Source organism: Bradyrhizobium elkanii WSM2783 (assembly GCF_000472865.1).
GTDB classification, from domain to species: Bacteria; Pseudomonadota; Alphaproteobacteria; order Rhizobiales; family Xanthobacteraceae; genus Bradyrhizobium; species Bradyrhizobium elkanii_A.
This window is the reverse complement of the sequence record NZ_AXAP01000030.1, coordinates 37,694-55,818: the sequence shown is the minus strand read 5'-3', so window position 1 is coordinate 55,818 and position 18,125 is coordinate 37,694. Positions and strand designations below refer to the sequence as shown.

At 61.7% G+C, this 18,125-nt stretch carries 13 protein-coding genes and 1 pseudogene; 7 read left to right on the top strand and 7 right to left on the bottom strand.

Annotated features, from left to right (window positions below):
• Window positions 1-2 precede the first annotated feature (2 nt).
• Entirely contained in the window at window positions 3-869 is an 867-nt protein-coding gene (locus YY7_RS0124625; protein WP_028165571.1) for a PCC domain-containing protein, read from the top strand.
• Between the two features lie 935 nt (window positions 870-1,804).
• Here YY7_RS0124625 and YY7_RS0124615 read toward each other — a convergent pair.
• A complete protein-coding gene (locus YY7_RS0124615; RefSeq protein ID WP_035690756.1) occupies window positions 1,805-2,143 on the bottom strand; it encodes a hypothetical protein in 339 nt (112 codons plus the stop codon).
• A 92-nt stretch (window positions 2,144-2,235) separates the two neighbouring features.
• Here YY7_RS0124615 and YY7_RS0124610 point away from each other — a divergent pair, with 92 nt between their 5' ends.
• The 4 genes and pseudogenes from YY7_RS0124610 (at window position 2,236) to YY7_RS0124595 (ending at window position 5,418) form a co-directional block, all read left to right on the top strand.
• Entirely contained in the window at window positions 2,236-3,018 is a 783-nt protein-coding gene (locus YY7_RS0124610; protein WP_028165569.1) for an AAA family ATPase, read from the top strand.
• Between the two features lie 14 nt (window positions 3,019-3,032).
• Window positions 3,033-3,787 (top strand): annotated as a pseudogene (locus tag YY7_RS52610) (AAA family ATPase).
• A 153-nt stretch (window positions 3,788-3,940) separates the two neighbouring features.
• Window positions 3,941-4,483: an SRPBCC family protein gene (locus YY7_RS0124600; protein WP_028165568.1), complete on the top strand. Its 543-nt coding sequence runs from the start codon at window positions 3,941-3,943 to the stop codon at window positions 4,481-4,483.
• A 2-nt stretch (window positions 4,484-4,485) separates the two neighbouring features.
• Window positions 4,486-5,418 carry a cytochrome D1 domain-containing protein gene (locus YY7_RS0124595; RefSeq protein ID WP_028165567.1) on the top strand — a complete coding sequence of 311 codons (933 nt, stop codon included), beginning with the start codon at window positions 4,486-4,488 and terminating at the stop codon, window positions 5,416-5,418.
• Between the two features lie 253 nt (window positions 5,419-5,671).
• Here YY7_RS0124595 and YY7_RS0124590 read toward each other — a convergent pair whose 3' ends face one another.
• The 3 genes from YY7_RS0124590 to YY7_RS0124575 all read right to left on the bottom strand — a co-directional run bounded on the left by YY7_RS0124590 (window position 5,672) and on the right by YY7_RS0124575 (window position 10,728).
• Window positions 5,672-6,325: an HAD-IA family hydrolase gene (locus tag YY7_RS0124590; protein ID WP_028165566.1), complete on the bottom strand. Its 654-nt coding sequence runs from the start codon at window positions 6,323-6,325 to the stop codon at window positions 5,672-5,674.
• A 363-nt stretch (window positions 6,326-6,688) separates the two neighbouring features.
• Complete coding sequence (gene uvrA / locus YY7_RS0124580) at window positions 6,689-9,664, bottom strand: excinuclease ABC subunit UvrA (protein WP_028165565.1); 2,976 nt, start codon at window positions 9,662-9,664, stop codon at window positions 6,689-6,691.
• A 308-nt stretch (window positions 9,665-9,972) separates the two neighbouring features.
• Window positions 9,973-10,728, bottom strand: coding sequence for an outer membrane protein (locus YY7_RS0124575; RefSeq protein WP_028165564.1), 756 nt, complete (start codon window positions 10,726-10,728; stop codon window positions 9,973-9,975).
• A 451-nt stretch (window positions 10,729-11,179) separates the two neighbouring features.
• On the opposite strand from YY7_RS0124575, the gene YY7_RS0124570 reads away from it, so the two are divergent.
• Together YY7_RS0124570 and gyrA are read left to right on the top strand one after the other, a co-directional pair.
• Complete coding sequence (locus YY7_RS0124570) at window positions 11,180-11,677, top strand: single-stranded DNA-binding protein (protein WP_028165563.1); 498 nt, start codon at window positions 11,180-11,182, stop codon at window positions 11,675-11,677.
• A gap of 416 nt (window positions 11,678-12,093) precedes the next feature.
• Entirely contained in the window at window positions 12,094-14,823 is a 2,730-nt protein-coding gene (gene gyrA / locus YY7_RS0124565) for a DNA gyrase subunit A (RefSeq protein ID WP_028165562.1), read from the top strand.
• Between the two features lie 188 nt (window positions 14,824-15,011).
• On the opposite strand, the gene YY7_RS0124560 is transcribed toward gyrA, so the two are convergent.
• From YY7_RS0124560 to YY7_RS0124550, 3 genes are read right to left on the bottom strand one after another with little or no spacing between them, the layout of a single operon-like run.
• Window positions 15,012-16,037 (bottom strand): ring-hydroxylating dioxygenase ferredoxin reductase family protein, encoded by a 1,026-nt coding sequence (locus tag YY7_RS0124560; RefSeq protein ID WP_028165561.1) that lies wholly within the window; start codon window positions 16,035-16,037, stop codon window positions 15,012-15,014.
• A gap of 25 nt (window positions 16,038-16,062) precedes the next feature.
• A complete protein-coding gene (gene benB, locus YY7_RS0124555; protein WP_028165560.1) occupies window positions 16,063-16,554 on the bottom strand; it encodes a benzoate 1,2-dioxygenase small subunit in 492 nt (163 codons plus the stop codon).
• On the bottom strand, window positions 16,551-17,888 hold the full coding sequence (locus YY7_RS0124550; protein ID WP_028165559.1) for a Rieske 2Fe-2S domain-containing protein: 1,338 nt from the start codon (window positions 17,886-17,888) through the stop codon (window positions 16,551-16,553). The genes benB and YY7_RS0124550 overlap by 4 nt, the downstream gene beginning before the upstream one ends.
• Window positions 17,889-18,125: the final 237 nt, after the last annotated feature.

Below are 18,125 nucleotides of genomic sequence, written 5' to 3'. Positions count from 1 at the left end.
CGATGCGCAGCATCGCCCAACCGGGTCCCATCGCGCGCGAGCGTGTTCAATGGGTCGAAGCGCGCGGGCGCGCGTTTTCGTTTACGCTGCAGGCCGGCATTCCGCTGCTTGAAGCTGCACGCCGGGGCTTTGCGGCGGAAGGGTTTTCCGGCGGCGTGTTGAGCGCAAGCGGCGGCGCGCTCGGCCCGTTCGCTTACGTGATGCCGGCGCTGTCGAAGACCGGCGCCAATGCCGCATTCTACAGCGAGACATTTCGCCCTGATGGCATCACGCGGCTCAAGTTCGCCACGATGACGCTGGGCGAGCGCGACGGTGCGCCGTTCTTCCACTGCCACGGATTGTGGACCGAGGCTGACGGCCGCTTCAACGGCGGCCATATGCTGCCGGAGGAGACGGTGGTCGCCGAACCTTTCGAGGTGCAGGCCTTCGGTCTCAATGGGGCGATGTTTGTCGCCGAGCCTGATGCCGAGACCAATTTCAAACTGTTCGGCCCGGTGCCGCGCCAGGCGACCAATGCTGAGACCGCCAGCCGCGCCTTTGCGCTGCGGCTGCGCCCGAACCAGGATTTTGCCTGCGCGCTGGAGAAGTTTTGCCGCCAGCATGGCATCCCGCACGCGCGCCTGCATGGCGGCGTCGGCTCGACCATCGGCGCCTGTTTCACCGATGGCCGCACGGTGGTGCCGTTCGCGACCGAACTCGCGGTCCGAGCCGGCACGATCGCTCCCGACGCCGATGGCCAGCTCGAAGCCGAGCTCGAGATCGCGCTCGTCGACTATCTCGGGGGCATTGCCGAGGGGAAATTGGTGCGCGGCGACAATCCAGTGCTGATGACGATGGAGCTCGTGCTCGAAGTGCTGGACGAGGAGTAGGCTCTCTCCGATATTGTAGGATGGGTAGGGCGAAGCGAAACCCATCGACTTCATAGCAAGCGGCCGCATGGTGGGTTTCGCTTCGCTCTACCCACCCTACGATTCCGATTCAATTTTCAAACAGCTCTCCGCTGTCATCGTCCGGCTTGACCCGACGATCCAGTATTCCAGAGGCCATCGTGCTTGAGCCGAAAGGCCGCGGGTTACTGGATGCCCGCCTTCGCGGGCATGACGGTGGAGTTTGGGAGAGGATGTGCGTTCGCATTCTCGCGACGCTTTGCGTCCGAGTTCTGCGTCACTTCCACCCTCGAAGAGAGGGCGCAGGGAAAGCCGGGCGCCGATTGCACCCATGGGTCCCGTGCAACAAAAAGCACGGGGGTAGGACCACAGGTTCAACCGGGATCACACCGGCTTTCCCTGCGCGACGGCTTTACGGCTTACTTCGTACTCTCCCCGGTGACCGGGCTTTCTTGCCACCGTCGCCCGCGGCAGCTCTTGCTGCTCGCGCGCTTAGCGCCAGCGTCGGGGCGCCAGGACCACACGACTTCGCCGTACGCAGCCACGCCATTCGTCTGCGCTTTTCGCGCCTGACACAGCCACGTCCATCGCATCCCGCTTCCAACGTCCGTGACGATCGCGATACGCCCCTCCAAGTGGAGGCGGGACGGCGCGTTTCTAAGGTGATTTGCGGTGAGAACGAAGCGGAATGTTTTTCGCGGGCAGACTGGATGGGGCAAATCACGTTGATATTGCAGGGGAATTTTCGCTCGAGCGACATGCGAGACCACGTGCTCAGTCCTCATCCTGAGGAGCCGCGCCTCGCGCGGCGTCTCAAAGGATGGCCGCGGGCGAGATCGGGGCCTCATGGTTCGAGACGCGCTACGCGCTCCTCACCATGAGGGTCTGGCATTGCGCGGGCTAGGACGCAAACATCGTCACCGCCGCTTGCGGACGTGGATGTTGATGTCGAGATCGATATTGCTGACGCACCTCTGCTCGGTGCGATGCGAGCCGCCTTCGTGCCAGCGTCCTTTGCGCAGGCGGGCATCGCGCACATTGGCGAGCCGCAGGCAGCGCCATTGCGGGAGCATGCCTGAACTCTCGCCGGCGAACTGCCAGGCCAGCACGACTTCTTCGCCTGATTTGTTGGTGCCGATGATGTGCGGGCAAAGCTCGCGCGGCCGGCTCTCGTAAGTGCAGACGACCTGCAGCTCGCCGAGAATGGCTTTGCGGAAAAGAGCGTAGGTGGCACTCGGCGCGGGACGGACGCTCATCGGCAGGATCGTTCTTGTTGTGTTCCGTGATCTGTGCCAGATAATCAGCCTGGGATTGAAGCTCTGAACTGCGTCGGTTGTTAGGTGCGCCCATGGCCTCGCGAAGAAGCCGAACGATCAATCTGCCGGCGCCTTACCTCAAGCGCGTCTGGCTCGATCCGTCCCGCATCACGGACCGGGACGCATATCCGTTCTGCCTGCCATTACTGCGGGATGACTTCGAGTTGAGCTTCGATCGTGCGATCACCATCATCGTGGGCGAGAACGGCACCGGCAAGTCGACGCTCTTGGAAGGTATAGCGGTGCTGGCCGGCTTCGACGAGGCCGGCGGCAGAAATGGCTACATGCCGGTCGATCACTCGAAGGCGATCGAGAAGATGGGCGGGCAATTGTCGACCGCGCTTCGCGCAAGCTGGTTGCCGAAAATCACCAATGGCTGGTTCTTCCGGGCGGAAAGCTTCTTTTCTGTTGCGAGATATCTGGACGAGGTCAACAACGAATTTATTCCGGGAGTGGGTCGCGGCATCCCTCCAGACTTCCTCTCCCATTCTCACGGCGAAGGCTTTTTGCGTTTCTTTAACGAGCAGTGCCAGCGTCAGGGCATCTTCATCTTCGACGAGCCGGAATCGGCGCTGTCGCCCTCGCGCCAGATCGAATTCCTGAAACTGCTGCGCCGCATGGACGTAACAGGACATTGCCAAGTGCTGATGGCCACGCATTCGCCGGTGCTGATGGCCTATCCCAACGCAACGCTGCTGCGGCTGACGAAATACGGACTCGAGCCCATTACCGTCGAGCAGACCGACCACTACAAGGTGATGCGCGAGTTCTACGCGGACCCGGCGAGCTTCGTGAGCGCGGCGATCGCGGAATAGAGTGGGGCGGGGACATGGGGCGAAAACGAAACCGAACGATCAACCTGCCTGCGCCGTATTTGAAGCGGGTCTGGCTCGATCGTTCCCTCGTTCCGGATTGGGACGCCTATCCATTCTGCCTTCCCATTTTCAGGGACGAGTTCGATCTGAGTTTCGAGTCCGCCATCACCATCATCGCCGGCGAGAACGGGACCGGCAAATCGACCATCCTCGAAGGCATCGCAGCGCTTGCCGGATTCGACAGCGGTGGGGGCGGCAAGGGCACAGGTTGGTCGATCATTCCGACGCCATCGAAGTGACCGGCGAAGACCTTTCGGTTGCCCTGCATGCCGGCTGGCTGCCCAAGATCCACTACGGCTGGTTTTTCCGGGCGGAGACGTTCTTCTCGGTCGCAAGATATCTGGATCAAACCAGCGAAGAGCCCCCCGACTATCTCTCCTATTCTCACGCAGAGGGCTTTCTCTACTTCTTCGAGGAACGCTGCCAGCGCCAGGGCATCTTCATCTTCGACGAGCCGGAATCGGCGCTGTCGCCTTCACGCCAGATCGAATTCCTGAAGCTGATGCGCCGGATGGACGAGACGCGCCAATGTCAGATCATCATGGCCACCCATTCGCCGATCCTGATGGCCTATCCAAATGCGACTCTGTTGCGATTGTCGAAATACGGATTGGAGCCGGTGAGCGTGACGGATATGGATCATTACAGGGTCATGCGCGAATTCTGCGATGATCCCAAGAGCTTCGTTGAAGCGGCGATCGGGGACTAAGACGAGCAGGGCGCTGACCGCGTGCGACCGCCTTTCTGGTCCAGCGCCGCTCCCGCCCGCGCCACAAACCAGCCGCCTTTGGTCTGAAAATGCCTTGCGATATGACAGCCCGCGCGCCTAGGTGGCTGCCAAGATAATAAATGAGGAAACGACATGAGAGTGACGATCGCGAAGGTGGGAGCCGTGGTGGCGGCGCTGGCTGTGGTAGGGGCGGCTTGGGCCCATGGACCGACCCGGCAAAAGGTGCGGGAATCGATCGAGATCAGCGCGCCGCCTGCAAAGGTGTGGGCGGTGATCGGGAATTTTCAGGACATGAGCTGGTTGCAGCCGGTCAGCAAGACCGAAGGTGAGAAGGGCAACGAGATCGGCGCCACCCGGCGGCTGACGCTTGCGAGCGGCGGCACGATGGACGAGGAGCTCTACAAATACGACGCCGAGAAGTTGAGCTATTCGTACCGGATTACGGCGGTCGACGTGAAGGTGCTGCCGGTCACCAACTATTCCTCGACCTTGACGATATCGCCAGGGGCCGACGGCAAGGGCAGCGTTCTGGAGTGGGCCGGCGCCTTCTATCGCGGCTATCCCAACAACGACCCGCCACCTGAGTTGAACGATGAGGCCGCGGTGAAGGCGGTGAGCGGGCTTTATCGTTCAGGGCTTGAGGCGCTGAAGAAGAAGGTCGAGAGCGGAAGCTGATCGTGCGGGCCATCGTTCTGGCGGCTGTGGTCGCCAGCATCGGCTCAGCCTCGGCCGAGGAGGCGTTCGTCACCAATCAGCTCAGCGAAAACCTGACGGTCGTGGACCTCGCAACGGTGCAGCCGGTCGCGACCATCGCGATTGGCGGCAAGCCGGCCGGCGTTGCCGTCACGCTGGATGGACGCTTCGCCTATGTGACGAGCCCCGAGGCCAAGGCGCTCACGGTGGTGGATGCCGCCGCGCGCCAGGTCGTCGGGCAGGTCAAAGTTGGCGGCGGTCCGCTCGGTGTCGCGGTATCGCCGGACGGCGCAGCGGTCTATGTTGCTGACTGGCATGCCGCAGCGGTGCGGGTGATCGATCCGCTGGCGCTGCGCGTTGTCGCCGATATCGCGGTCGGCGCATCGCCGTCGGGCCTCGCGGTGACGCCCGACGGCCGGCTCTTGCTCTCGGCTGACCGCGACGACAACACTGTGTCCGTCATCGATACCGCAACGCGCGACCGGCGGGCGGTCATCAAGGTCGGGATGCACCCGTTCGGAGTCACCATCGATGCGGAAGGCCGGCGCGCCTACGCCGCCAATGTCGAATCGAACGACGTGTCGGTCATCGATATTGCAGAGGGCCGCGAGATCGCTCGTGTGAAGGCCGGCCTGCGCCCCTATGCGGTTGCGCTGGCGCAAGGCCGGGGCTTCGTTACCGACCAATATGACGGCACCGTCAGCGTGTTCGATCTCGCGACGCTGGCGCCGATCAAGCGCATCAGCGTCGGCGACTATCCGGAAGGGATCGCCGCGACGGCGGATGCGCGGCGCATCATCGTGGCAAACTGGGAGAGCAACACGCTCAGCGTCATCGATGCGGTCGAGCTTAAGGTGATCGGTGAGACCAAGGTCGGCGACGGTCCGCGCGCGTTCGGAGCTTTTCTGCGGCACTAGAGCGGGATGACTTGTCTTCGAATCGGCGTGACCGCGGTTGTCCACCTCTCCCATAGGGAGAGGTCGGCGCGCAGCGCCGGGTGAGGGGTTATGGTTCCTCGATCGAGCTCATCCCCCTCACCCGGATCGCATCTCACGATGCGATCCGACCTCTCCCCGATGGGGAGAGGTAAGGCACCTCCGACGTGGCGCCAACTCGACCTGATCTCATCATGCTCTAACGCGCGGATGGAGGTTCGTGCCTAGGCCCGTATTAGCGAAGCGTAACCCGCCCTTCGGCGCCGCCGCAAAGGGACGAAGCAATATCCTCCATTCGCTCGAACATCAGGTCGGGCCCGAGCGCCCGCAGCTTGGCGGGCGCTGCATAGCCCCACGACACGGCGCCACATGCGATGCCGACGGCGCGCGCGGCTTCGATGTCGCGGGTTTCGTCGCCGATCGAGATCACCTGCGACGGCGCAAGGTCGGCGCGCTTGAGGACGCGGCTGAATTTAGCGGCCTTGCCAAAGATCGACGCGCCGCAATCGAACGAGGAGAACAGTGCGGCTGTCTCGCCAAGCAGCCGGCGGGCATTGGCCTCATGGTCCGAACTGACCAGGGCGAGTTGCATGCCGCCGTCCTTGAGTGTTCGCAGCATGGTCTCGGTGCCTGGAAACAGCGTGATGTCGGCCAGGTGCTCCGCCTTCAGGCGCCGCATGTGCCGGGCGATCACGGGTATTTTCCACATCGGCACTTCAAGCCGCGCGACGATCTCACGCGAGCCAGCATGCCGCAGCTCTTCGACGTCCTCATCCGCGACGCGGCGGAAACCGAAGCGGTCGGCAACATCGTTTACGTTGCGCAGGAACCAGGGAAAGCTGTCTGCAAGCGTGCCGTCGAGGTCGAAGATGACAAGGGAGTAGGGCATTCGGCGGGAGAAGAGATAGCACGCGCCGAGACAATTGCGAAATTAACAAATGGAAAAGCAGTCGCAAAGCTGCGATCGGCATTGGCTGTTGCCGCATGCCGCCAGATGGCAGTTGCACTAACGTCACTCGGCTTCGGCCTCCTGCTCCAGCTGCAGGATATGAGCCCGCAGCGCATCGAACCTTGCTTCCGTGGCGTCGCTGAACAGCGGGTCCTCTTGGCTTAGCAGCTCGATGATCATTGCGGTGATCCACAAGGGGTGAACCATCGCAGAAAAGTAGACGCTCAAATCATCGTGGCACTGCGTTAGATCAAGGTCGGAACCGATTTGCACCGGAACCGCGACCGAAGTGTCGGAAAACCCTCACTCCGCTGCTTCGCTCGCGCTGCTCTTGCGTGGCTTGCTGTTCGCCTTCTTCAGCACCGGCGCCAGGAATTTGCCGGTGTAGCTGCGCGGCGCTTTGGCGATGTCCTCCGGCGGACCCCAGGCGACGATTTCGCCGCCGCCGTCGCCGCCTTCGGGGCCGAGGTCGATCACCCAGTCGGCGGTCTTGATGACTTCGAGGTTGTGCTCGATGACGACAACCGTGTTGCCCTGGGCGACCAGCTCGTGCAGCACCTCCAGGAGTTTTGCCACATCGTGGAAGTGCAGGCCGGTGGTCGGCTCGTCCAGGATGTAGAGCGTGCGGCCGGTGGCACGCTTTGACAGCTCCTTTGCCAGCTTGACGCGCTGGGCTTCACCGCCGGACAGCGTGGTCGCCTGCTGGCCGACGTGGATGTAGTCGAGGCCGACGCGGTGCAGGGTCTGGAAGGTTTCGCGGACGCGCGGCACCGCCTTGAAGAAATCGGCGGCTTCTTCCACGGTCATGTCGAGCACGTCGGCGATCGACTTGCCCTTGAACAGAACCTCCAGCGTCTCGCGGTTGTAGCGCTTGCCCTTGCAGACGTCGCAGGTGACGTAGACGTCCGGCAGGAAGTGCATCTCGATCTTGATGACACCGTCGCCCTGGCAGGCCTCGCAGCGGCCGCCCTTGACGTTGAAGGAGAAGCGGCCGGGCTCGTAGCCGCGCGCCTTGGCTTCGGGCAGGCCGGCGAACCATTCGCGGATCGGCGTGAAGGCGCCGGTATATGTCGCGGGGTTCGAGCGCGGGGTGCGGCCGATCGGCGACTGGTCGATGTCGATGATCTTGTCGATATGCTCCAAGCCCTCGATGCGGTCGTGCGGCGCGGCGGCTTCGCTGGCATTGTTGAGCTTGCGCGCGATCGCCTTGTAGAGCGTGTCGATCAGGAGCGTCGACTTGCCGCCGCCAGAGACGCCGGTGATGCAGGTGAACAGCCCCAGCGGAATCTCCGCCGTGACGTTCTTCAGGTTGTTGCCGCGGGCGTTGACGACCTTGATGGTGCGGCGATGGTTTGGCGGCCGCCGGTCGGAGATCGGCACCGAAAGCTCGCCGGTGAGATATTTGCCGGTCAGCGATTTCGGATTGCGCATGATCTCGGCGGGCGTGCCTTGCGCGACGATATGCCCGCCATGCATGCCGGCGCCGGGGCCGATGTCGAGCACGTAGTCGGCGAGGCGAATGGCGTCCTCGTCATGTTCGACCACGACCACGGTGTTGCCGAGGTCGCGCAGCCGCTTCAGCGTATCCAGGAGCCGCGCATTGTCGCGCTGGTGCAGGCCGATCGAGGGCTCGTCCAGCACATAGAGCACGCCTGTCAGCCCCGAGCCGATCTGGGACGCGAGACGGATGCGCTGGCTTTCGCCGCCGGACAATGTGCCGGAGGAGCGGGACAGCGTGAGATAGTTGAGGCCGACGTCGAGCAGGAAGGTGAGCCGCTCGCGGATTTCCTTCAGCACGCGCGCGGCGATCTCGTTCTGCTGCGTGTTCAGCGCTTCCGGCACGGTCTCGAACCACTCGCCGGCGCGCTTCACCGAGAGGTCGGCGATCTCGCCGATATGCTTGCCGCCGATCTTGACGCACAGCGCTTCCGGCTTGAGGCGATAGCCGTTGCAGGCGGCGCAAGGAATGTCGGTGAAATATTTTGCCAGCTCCTCGCGCGCCCACTCGCTCTCGGTCTCGCGGTAGCGACGGTTGATGTTGGTGATCACGCCCTCGAACGGCTTCTTGGTGTCGTAGGAGCGCACCCCGTCCTCGTAGGAGAACTTGATCTCGTCGTCGCCGGAGCCGTGCAGGATGGCGTTCTGCGTCTTCTTCGCCAGGTCCTTCCACTTGGTGTCGAGCGTGAACTTGTAGTGCTTGCCGAGCGCGGTCAGCGTCTGCAGGTAATAGGGCGAGGAGGACTTGGCCCACGGCGCGATCGCGCCCTTGCGCAGGGACAGATCCTTGTCGGGAATGACGAGGTCCTCGTCGACATGCTGCTCGATGCCGAGGCCGCCGCAGGCGGGGCAGGCGCCATAGGGATTGTTGAACGAGAACAGCCGCGGCTCGATCTCGGGGATGGTGAAGCCGGAGACCGGGCAGGCGAACTTTTCCGAGAACAGGATGCGTTCCGGTCCGCTCTTGTCGTGGATCTTTGCGGTCTTCTTCTTTTCTTCCGCGGGAGCTGCCTCCGGGGCGTCGGCGAATTCGATCACCGCAAGGCCCTCGGCAAGCTTGAGCGCGGTCTCAAAGCTCTCCGCGAGACGCTGGCCGATGTCGGGGCGCACCACGATGCGGTCGACGACGACGTCGATGTCGTGCGGAAACTTCTTGTCGAGGCTCGGCGCTTCGGCGAGCTCATGGAAGGTGCCGTCGATCTTGACGCGCTGAAAACCCTTCTTGAGATATTCGGCGAGCTCCTTCCGGTACTCGCCCTTGCGGCCGCGCACGACCGGCGCCAGCAGATAGAGGCGAGTGCCCTCGGGCAAGGCGAGCACGCGATCGACCATCTGCGAGACGGTCTGGCTCTCGATCGGCAATCCCGTGGCCGGCGAATAGGGCACGCCGACGCGTGCCCAGAGCAGGCGCATGTAGTCGTAGATCTCGGTGACAGTGCCGACGGTGGAGCGCGGGTTCTTCGAGGTGGTCTTCTGCTCGATGGAGATGGCGGGCGAGAGGCCGTCGATCTGGTCGACATCAGGCTTCTGCATCATCTCCAGGAACTGGCGGGCATAGGCCGACAGCGATTCGACATAGCGGCGCTGGCCCTCGGCATAGATGGTGTCGAAGGCAAGCGAGGACTTGCCGGAGCCGGACAGGCCGGTGAAGACGACGAGCTTGTCGCGGGGAATCTCGACGTCGATGTTCTTGAGATTGTGCTCCCGCGCGCCGCGGATCGTGATGGCACGCGTTGAGGAGCCGGCGGTCGGTTGGCGCTTCGCCCTGAGCACTTCATCCATATCGGCATTTCCAGGCGCTTGTAAGCGCGCCACGTTATGGGCGCGCGTCGTCGGAAATCCCTACCACGGCGCCGATGGGGTGATGCCGGAACATAGGAAGAACGGGCGACGATTTCCAGTGCTCAGCGCGAATCATCAACGATTTGTTTCTGATCGCATTTCCTGCGTGCAGCTTTGGCAGTAGCTGGCAGCAAGAGGGGCTCGCGCAAGCGGAGCTTCGCAGATGAGCGGCTCGGAACTAACGACACGCAAACAAAAAGGCCGGCACAAGGCCGGCCTTTTCTTAAGATTGATATCCGATCGCGAGATCAGTACCGCCCGATGATCGGAGCGCCGCCGAGGCCGAACTTGTAGTTCACGCGGACGGTGACGAGGTCGATGTCCTGCTTGATATTCTCGGTGGCGAAGAGGCTGCCGGCCGGGCCGGCGAAGCCATTGTTGATGAAATCGTAGGAGCGATTGCCCAGGAAGATGTGATTGTACTCGGCGCCGACCGACCAGTTCGGCGCAAAGCCGTACTCGATGCCAGCGCCAACCGAGGCTCCCCAGCGGGTGTCGTTGATGTCGTTGGTGATCGGGAAACCGGTGAAGGCGTCACGCACGCGGTAGCGATCGGCGACCACGGCCGCGCCGCCCTTGACGTAGAACAGTACATTGTTGGCAGCATAGCCGATCTGGCCGGTGATCAGGCCGAAGGCGTCGACCCTGGTCTCGTTGGTGTCGATGCCCGTCAGCAGGCTGACGTTGCTGCCCTTGAAGTCAGCCCAGTTGCCCTGACCTTCGACACCGAACACCCAGGTTCCGGTCTGCCAGCGATAGCCGATCTGACCACCAGCAGTGCCGCCGTCGGCGTTATGGGAGCCGTCACTGAAACCAAGGACGTCCCAGCGGTTGCGGCTCGTTCCCCAGCCGCCGTTGCCGCCGATATAGAACCCGGTCCAGTCGTAGACGACGGCGACGGGCGCCGGCGGAGCCTTGACATAAGGGCGCGCGGCAAGATCGGCAGCCGAGGCGGGCGCAGCCAGCGCAACCAAGGCAACCGTTCCAAGCAAAAACTTCTTCATCGTAGCTCTCCAGCCTTTGTTCGCTTCAATTTGGTCCCGAAGCGTTACGGTATTAAAGACGCGAGCGCCGCGCCGTCGTTTTAGGCATATACTCCGATTCAACCGGAAATACCGTCGCCGAAACGCAACACTTCACGGCGAAGTACCGGCAACATAAGTTAATGATTGTATTGGTGTTTTATGGAACCGACGGTCGATTTCGGGTTCCATCCTGGCTGCACCAAATTTGGGCCACAATGCCACCACGATTACGTCAAGTTGCACGGAACAAAACTGGAACAATGGCGCGGCTGGTGCTATATGTGGATAACCGCGGAATGGACGGGGAATGGCTGCGCCCGACGGTGTCGGCGAGCGTATAGGGTCCGTCAGCAATGTAAGATGTGGTTAGCGAAGACTGAATGTGGCCGCCGTCTAACCGGCCGGCCCAGTGATTGAGTGGAGAGCGGCGATGGCGGGAAGCGTAAATAAGGTCATTCTGGTGGGCAATCTCGGCAAGGACCCGGAAATCCGGCGGACCCAGGACGGCCGTCCGATCGCCAATCTGAGCGTCGCGACCTCGGAGACGTGGCGCGACCGGGCCACCGGCGAGCGCAAGGAAAAGACCGAGTGGCACCGTGTCGTCATCTTCAATGAAGGGCTCGCCAAGGTCGCCGAGCAATATCTGAAGAAGGGCGCCAAGGTTTACGTCGAGGGCCAGCTCCAGACCCGGAAATGGACCGATCAGAGCGGGGTCGAGAAATATTCGACCGAAGTGGTGCTGCAGGGCTTCAACTCCAACCTCACAATGCTGGACGGCAGGGGCGGCGGTGGCGGCAGCTTCTCCGACGACATGGGCGGCGGTGGCGGCGATTTCGGCGTCAGCGGCCCCTCGAGTTCCGCGCCACGCCGCGCCGTGCCGGCCGGCGCCCGCAACAACAACGACATGGACGACGATATCCCGTTCTGATCGAGCGGTACGTTGCCGGAAAGATCGCGTGAGGATGAAAATCTCTATCGCGCGATACAGCTTGCGTCGAACTTATCCTCTTCCATGACTGCAGGATATCAGCGTCAAGCGATTGATATGGCTTGATGTGCCGCGGCCAGGCTGCTTGTGGCTCCGGTTGATGTGAACTGTGAGGAAATCGATCTAACCGACAGGGCGGGGCGATGCGGGCGCCGCCAACGGCCCGCGGGCGGTTTCCTGACCTCTGAGGGCGCCCTTGCCGCACCCCGCTAGGGTGTTCCCGCGGCGCGCCGGTCGACCCCGTAAGTCTATGAAAAAACGAAGGGAAAAACCGGTCGCCGAGGCCGTTCCGGGGTGGTGGTCGGGCCCCCGATACGCTATATGATTCTGCAGTAGAACCGACCCGGATTCCCCCTTTGTCAGAACCTGAAGACGACAAGCCCGGCGAGCCGTCGGGGCCCTCCGACATTCGTCCCGTTTCCATCCTCGACGAGATGAAGAAGTCCTACCTCGACTACGCCATGAGCGTGATCGTGGCGCGGGCGCTCCCCGATGCGCGTGACGGGCTCAAGCCGGTCCACCGCCGCATCCTGTATTCGATGTACGACCAGGGGCACACGCCGGACAAGAAGTACGTCAAGTCCGCGCGCGTGGTCGGCGACGTCATCGGTAAGTATCACCCGCACGGCGACCAGTCGATTTACGACGCCATGGTGCGCATGGCGCAGGATTTTTCGATGCGCGTGCCGCTCATCGACGGCCAGGGCAATTTCGGCTCGGTCGACGGTGATCCGCCGGCAGCCTATCGATACACCGAAGCACGCCTGACGCGGGCGGCAGAGGCTGTGCTGGCGGACATCGAGAAGGACACGGTCGACTTCCAGCCCAACTACGACAACAGCGAGCAAGAGCCGTCGGTATTGCCGACGCGGTTTCCGAACCTCCTGGTCAATGGCGCGGGCGGCATCGCCGTCGGTATGGCCACCAACATCCCGCCGCACAATCTCGGCGAGGTCGTCGACGCCTGTGTGGCGCTGATCGACAATCCGGCGCTCACCATCGACGACCTCATCAACATCATTCCGGGGCCGGATTTCCCCACCGGCGGCATCATCCTCGGTCGAGCGGGCATCCGGGCGTCCTATCATCTCGGCCGCGGCTCGATCGTGATGCGCGGCAAGGTCACGATCGATACCCTGCGAAAGGATCGCGAGGCGATCATCATCACGGAGATCCCGTACCAGGTTAACAAGGCGAACATGGTCGAGCGGATCGGCGAGCTGATCCGCGAGAAGAAGATCGAGGGGATTTCCGACCTGCGCGACGAATCCGATCGCGAAGGCTTCCGCGTCGTGATCGAACTGAAGCGCGAGGCGATGCCGGACGTGGTGCTGAATCAGCTCTACCGCTTCACGCCGCTGCAGACCAACTTCCCGGCCAACATCCTGGCACTCGATTCCGGCCGCCCGCAGCAGATGAACCTGAAGGACCTGCTGACGATCTTTGTCGCCTTCCGCGAACAGGTGGTGACCCGGCGCACCAAATACCTGCTCGGCAAGGCGCGCGATCGCGCGCATCTCCAGGTGGGCCTGGCCATCTCCGTTGCCAATATCGACGAGGTCATCCGCGTGATTCGTTCGTCGCCGAATCCGGCGGCCGCGCGCGAAACCCTGATGTCGCGCGATTGGCCGGCGCGGGACGTCGAAGACATGATCACGCTGATCGACGATCCGCGCCACCGTATCAATCCGGACGGCACTATCCGCCTTTCGCTGGAGCAGGCGAGGGAAATCCTCGACCTCCGGCTGCAGCGCCTGACTGCGCTCGGCCGCGACGAGATCAGCGAGGAGCTCACCAAGCTCGCCGCCGAGATCTCCGACTATCTCGACATCCTGCGCTCGCGCGCCCGGGTGCAGGCGATCGTCAAGACCGAGCTCGCCGAGGTGAAGGCCGAGTTCGCCACCCCGCGCAGAACTGTTATCGTCGAGCAGGAAGGCGAGGTCGAGGACGAGGATCTGATCCAGCGCGAAGACATGGTCGTGACCGTGTCGCACGCCGGTTATGTCAAGCGCGTGCCGCTGTCGACCTATCGCGCCCAGCGCCGCGGCGGCAAGGGCCGGGCCGGCATGCAGACCCGCGACGAGGATTTCGTCAGCCGCGTGTTCGTGGCCTCGACCCATACGCCGGTCCTGTTCTTCTCCTCGCGCGGCCAGGTCTACAAGGAGAAAGTCTGGCGATTGCCGATGGCCGCGCCGAATGCGCGCGGCAAGGCGCTGATCAACATCCTGCCGCTGGAGCAGGGCGAGCGCATCACCACCATCATGCCGCTGCCGGAGGATGAATCCTCCTGGAAGAATCTCGACGTGATGTTCGCCACCACCGGCGGCAACGTCCGTCGCAACAAGCTGTCCGACTTCGTCGACGTCCGCCGTTCCGGCATCATCGCCATGAAGCTGGAGGAGGGCGAGGCGATCGTCGACGTGCAGATCTGCACCGAGCATGACGATGTGCTGCTGACAGCCGCCGGCGGCCAGTGCATCCGCTTCCCCGTCACTGATGTGCGCGTCTTCACCGGCCGCACCTCGATGGGCGTGCGCGGCATTTCCCTCGCCGAAGGCGACAAGCTGATCTCGCTCGCGATCCTGCGCCATGTCGAGACGACCTCGGACGAGCGCTCGGCCTACTTGAAGATGCGCCGCGCGGTCGCAGGCGAAGCGACCACCGAGGAGCCGGTCGAGACCGAGGCCGAGGAGGCCACAGGCGCGATCCAGCTCTCGCAGGAGCGCTATGTCGATATGTCGGCGCAGGAGCAGGTGGTGCTGACCGTGTCCGAAAACGGCTACGGCAAGCGGACCTCGTCCTACGAGTACCGCACGACCGGCCGCGGCGGCAAAGGCATCGTCGCCATGAGCGTCAACAGCCGCAACGGCAAGCTGGTGGCCTCGTTCCCGGTGGAGGAGGCCGACCAGATCATGCTGGTGACCGACAAGGGTCAGCTCATCCGCTGCCCCGTCGGCGACATCCGCATCGCCGGCCGCTCGACCCAGGGCGTCATCGTGTTCGACACCGCCGACGACGAGCATGTCGTCTCGGTCGAGCATATCGGCGACGACAGCGAGAATGGCGAGAACGGGAACGGCGGCTAATTTAGGAGGAGCGGATCGCATCCTCTCCAACGTCGCGATTCACGCAGCGGAGCTTGATGCCAAGCGAACGCTTTGTCACTGCTCAAGAACGTTCTCGGCCTTCGCTAAAGTCGCTACGGTTGCGCTGCGGAGTTCGTTATCTGACACGCGATGAGGTCCACAATCATTCGAGCGCGGATTTTGATCGTTCAGGCTTGATACAATGTCGCCACTGCAGGAGCGAACTTCTCGAAATAAATGTTTGCAGGCGGTGAGCCACACTTCGCTGCGTGCTGTCGGGCGCTTTCGACCATTTCGGGCGGTCCACACAAGTAAACGTCAACATCACCATGATTCAGCGCTTCAGCGCTCAGATGGTCTGTAACGCGCCCGGATAGCTGATGTTGGCTTGCAGGATTCGAGCAGGTCGTGACATAGCTGAGGTTCGGAAGGAGCGCTCGAAGCGCCTCGATCCGCTCGAGCTCGACAAGATCAGCGGGGTCGCGCACGCCGTAAATGAGTCGCACGGGCTGATCGCAGTTTCCCGTCCTGGCAAGGTATTCAAGCATTGACAAGAATGGTCCAACGCCGGTCCCAGCAGCGATGAACAACATTGGCCGTGTGGGTACGCGAAGATAAAAATTGCCAAACGGGCCGTCGAGAACGAGCCGTTCTCCTCGTTTGGCCTTTGCTTTAAGATACACGCTCATCCTGCCGTTCGGCAGATTGCGGATCAGAAACGTTGCCACGTCGCTACCCGGCGCGGAGGTGAATGAATACGGCCGACTTATCCCTTCATCCGGAGCGGTAATGTTGACGTACTGTCCCGGCAAGAACATCGGGAGCTCGCCCTCGAGCGATTTGACCGAAAGCCTAATGCGATGGTCCGATAAAGGCTCCAGATTGACGACTTCGCAAATGGTCCTCTTGGGTTTCACTTTGCAGGCGTCGGACGAAGCCAAGATGTCGATTACCATGTCGCTCCTGGCCTTAGTCTGGCAACAGAGGATATAACCTTCGCTTGCCTCTGCGTCGCTCAACACATCCTTGGACGGCGATCCCAGATCACACTGTCCGGATTGCCGGAAGGCCTTACAGGTGCCGCAAACGCCGTTGGTACAGTCGAGCGGCACATTGACGCTCTGCCGATAAGCCGCGTCGGCGATGCTCTCATTTTCGCCTGCATCGATGAACCTTGTGATTCCGTTTTCGAAGTTAAGAGCTATCCTGGGCATGCATCCGCTCTAATGCCGGTCATCGTTAGACGTGATAGACGTCGATCACGTGGTGGATGTAGTCGTTCTTCAGAATTACCTTCTTCGCTTTGATCATTGGACGTTCACCGGCAATCTCGAGCGTGTAGAAGGAAACTCCAAAATATGTGTCGACGATCTTGTACCGATAGCTGAGCGTCAACCAGTTGAACCTAAGGTCAACCTTTCCATCGCCGTGAGAAAGGATCTCGACATTCGAGATGTTGTGCGATGTCCGTGGCTCGGGGGTGCTTGCGCTCGACCGTTCGGTCTTGATGCGAAACACTCGGTCCTCCAAGCCGCTGCGGCGCGCATAGTAGACCAACGAGATCTCGCTTTGAGGATCCTCAACAAGCCCGTCGTTGTCGTCCCAAGCCGGCATCCAAAAGCTCGCATCGGGAGCATAGAAGGCGAGCCACGCGTCCCAATTCCGATCATCAAGAGCGCGGGCTTCCGCATAAAGGAACGCCTCAACAGCGGATAGGGAAATAGTGCTCATGCTTGCTCTCCCTTAGCTACAGCCGCGCGAAGTGCCGTAGACCAATGCCTGTGCTGAACGAGAAAAAGGCCTTCGTCTTCGATCTTCACGCCGCTTCTCACCGGATGAAGGTCGATGGCCCGCGCTGCCTCATCGGCACCTTCAATCCAGTGCGTTGCGCCGCGCGATAAGTCATTCCACCGCATCGAAGAGGCCATGTAGGCCTGTTGGCAAGCACGGAACTCCTCAAGGTCGTCGGGCGTCGCCATTCCGCTGGCATTGAAGAAATCTTCGTACTGGCGAATGCGGCGCGCCCGATGCTCGGCCGGTTCATTCTTCGGCGCGATGCAATAGATCGTCACCTCCGTCTTATCCACGGACAGGGGGCGGCTAACGCGCAGTTGGGAACTCATCTGATCCATCAGATAGAGGTTCGGATAGATGCAGAGATTGCGGAGGTTCTCGACCATCCATTCGGCTTTGGCTCTGCCATGCTTAGCGATAAGTTTCTCCCGCTGAGCATAGGCTGGCCTGCTGGTCGGATCGGCCCACCGAGACCAAAGGACCAAGTGGCCGTTGTTGAACGAATAGTATCCTCCTCTCTGCTTGGCAAATTTGCTCATGTCGGCTGCCTTAACGTCATCCGATTCCGCGCTGCGACGGCCTGTCGTCGCAACGTAATTCCAATGCACTGAGGACACATGATAACCGTCGGCACCGTTCTCGGTCTGCAACTTCCAATTGCCGTCGTAGATGTAGCTGGATGAGCCGCGTAGCACCTCCAGTCCGTCAGGCGCCTGGTCGATCATCATGTCGATGATCTTTGTTGCCTCACCGAGAAATTCGGGCAACGGCTGCACATCCGGATTGAGACTCCCAAACAGAAAGCCCCGATAGGATTCGAACCTCGCAACCGTCTTCAAATCGTGGGAGCCGTTGCTGCCGAATTGGTTCGGATAGCCGGCGCCGTCTGGATCCTTCACTCTCAGCAATTTACCGGCATTGCTGAACGTCCAGCCGTGAAACGGGCAGGTAAATGTCGACTTGTTGCCGCGCTTGTAGCGGCAAAGCATCGCACCACGATGACTGCAAGCATTGATGAAAGCGCCAAGTTCGTTGTCTTTGTTGCGTGTTACAAAGACGGGCTGCCGCCCCATCCAGGTCGTGAAATAGTCGTTCCGGTCTGGAATCTGGCTCTCATGCGCGAGATAGACCCAGTTACCCTCAAACAAATGCTCCATTTCCAGTTCGAAGAGTTCTTTGTCGGTAAAGATCGTGCGGTCACAACGAAACAACCCGTTCGTGGAATCCTCAATCAATGCCGCGTCAAGACGCTCAATGATGCTCGCTGCCATGGGCCTGACCTCGTCAATTACCTGCGTCGGTTGATGATCGACGATGTATTGCAACTATCGACGATACGGCCCCGACTCTACGGCCGGATTCCCCATCCGTCGTGAGACTCTCGCGCCCGTTCCAGATGGACACACGCGCACAATGCTGATCAGCGGTCGTGAGGCGGCAAGGAGCTTCCATACAAACCGGTCGGCCTCACACCCATTTCTCGGGGAGGTGATCATCTGTGATCCAAA

What these genes read in the sequence shown, in the direction of transcription:
- YY7_RS0124625 (WP_028165571.1), top strand. Translation starts at nt 3, where the DNA reads ATGCGCAGCATCGCCCAACCGGGTCCCATCGCGCGCGAGCGTGTTCAA.
- YY7_RS0124550 (WP_028165559.1), bottom strand. Translation starts at nt 17,888, where the DNA reads ATGGCAGCGAGCATCATTGAGCGTCTTGACGCGGCATTGATTGAGGAT.
- YY7_RS0124610 (WP_028165569.1), top strand. Translation starts at nt 2,236, where the DNA reads ATGGCCTCGCGAAGAAGCCGAACGATCAATCTGCCGGCGCCTTACCTC.
- YY7_RS0124560 (WP_028165561.1), bottom strand. Translation starts at nt 16,037, where the DNA reads ATGCCCAGGATAGCTCTTAACTTCGAAAACGGAATCACAAGGTTCATC.
- YY7_RS0124575 (WP_028165564.1), bottom strand. Translation starts at nt 10,728, where the DNA reads ATGAAGAAGTTTTTGCTTGGAACGGTTGCCTTGGTTGCGCTGGCTGCG.
- YY7_RS0124615 (WP_035690756.1), bottom strand. Translation starts at nt 2,143, where the DNA reads ATGAGCGTCCGTCCCGCGCCGAGTGCCACCTACGCTCTTTTCCGCAAA.
- YY7_RS0124570 (WP_028165563.1), top strand. Translation starts at nt 11,180, where the DNA reads ATGGCGGGAAGCGTAAATAAGGTCATTCTGGTGGGCAATCTCGGCAAG.
- YY7_RS0124590 (WP_028165566.1), bottom strand. Translation starts at nt 6,325, where the DNA reads ATGCCCTACTCCCTTGTCATCTTCGACCTCGACGGCACGCTTGCAGAC.
- uvrA (WP_028165565.1), bottom strand. Translation starts at nt 9,664, where the DNA reads ATGGATGAAGTGCTCAGGGCGAAGCGCCAACCGACCGCCGGCTCCTCA.
- benB (WP_028165560.1), bottom strand. Translation starts at nt 16,554, where the DNA reads ATGAGCACTATTTCCCTATCCGCTGTTGAGGCGTTCCTTTATGCGGAA.
- YY7_RS0124600 (WP_028165568.1), top strand. Translation starts at nt 3,941, where the DNA reads ATGAGAGTGACGATCGCGAAGGTGGGAGCCGTGGTGGCGGCGCTGGCT.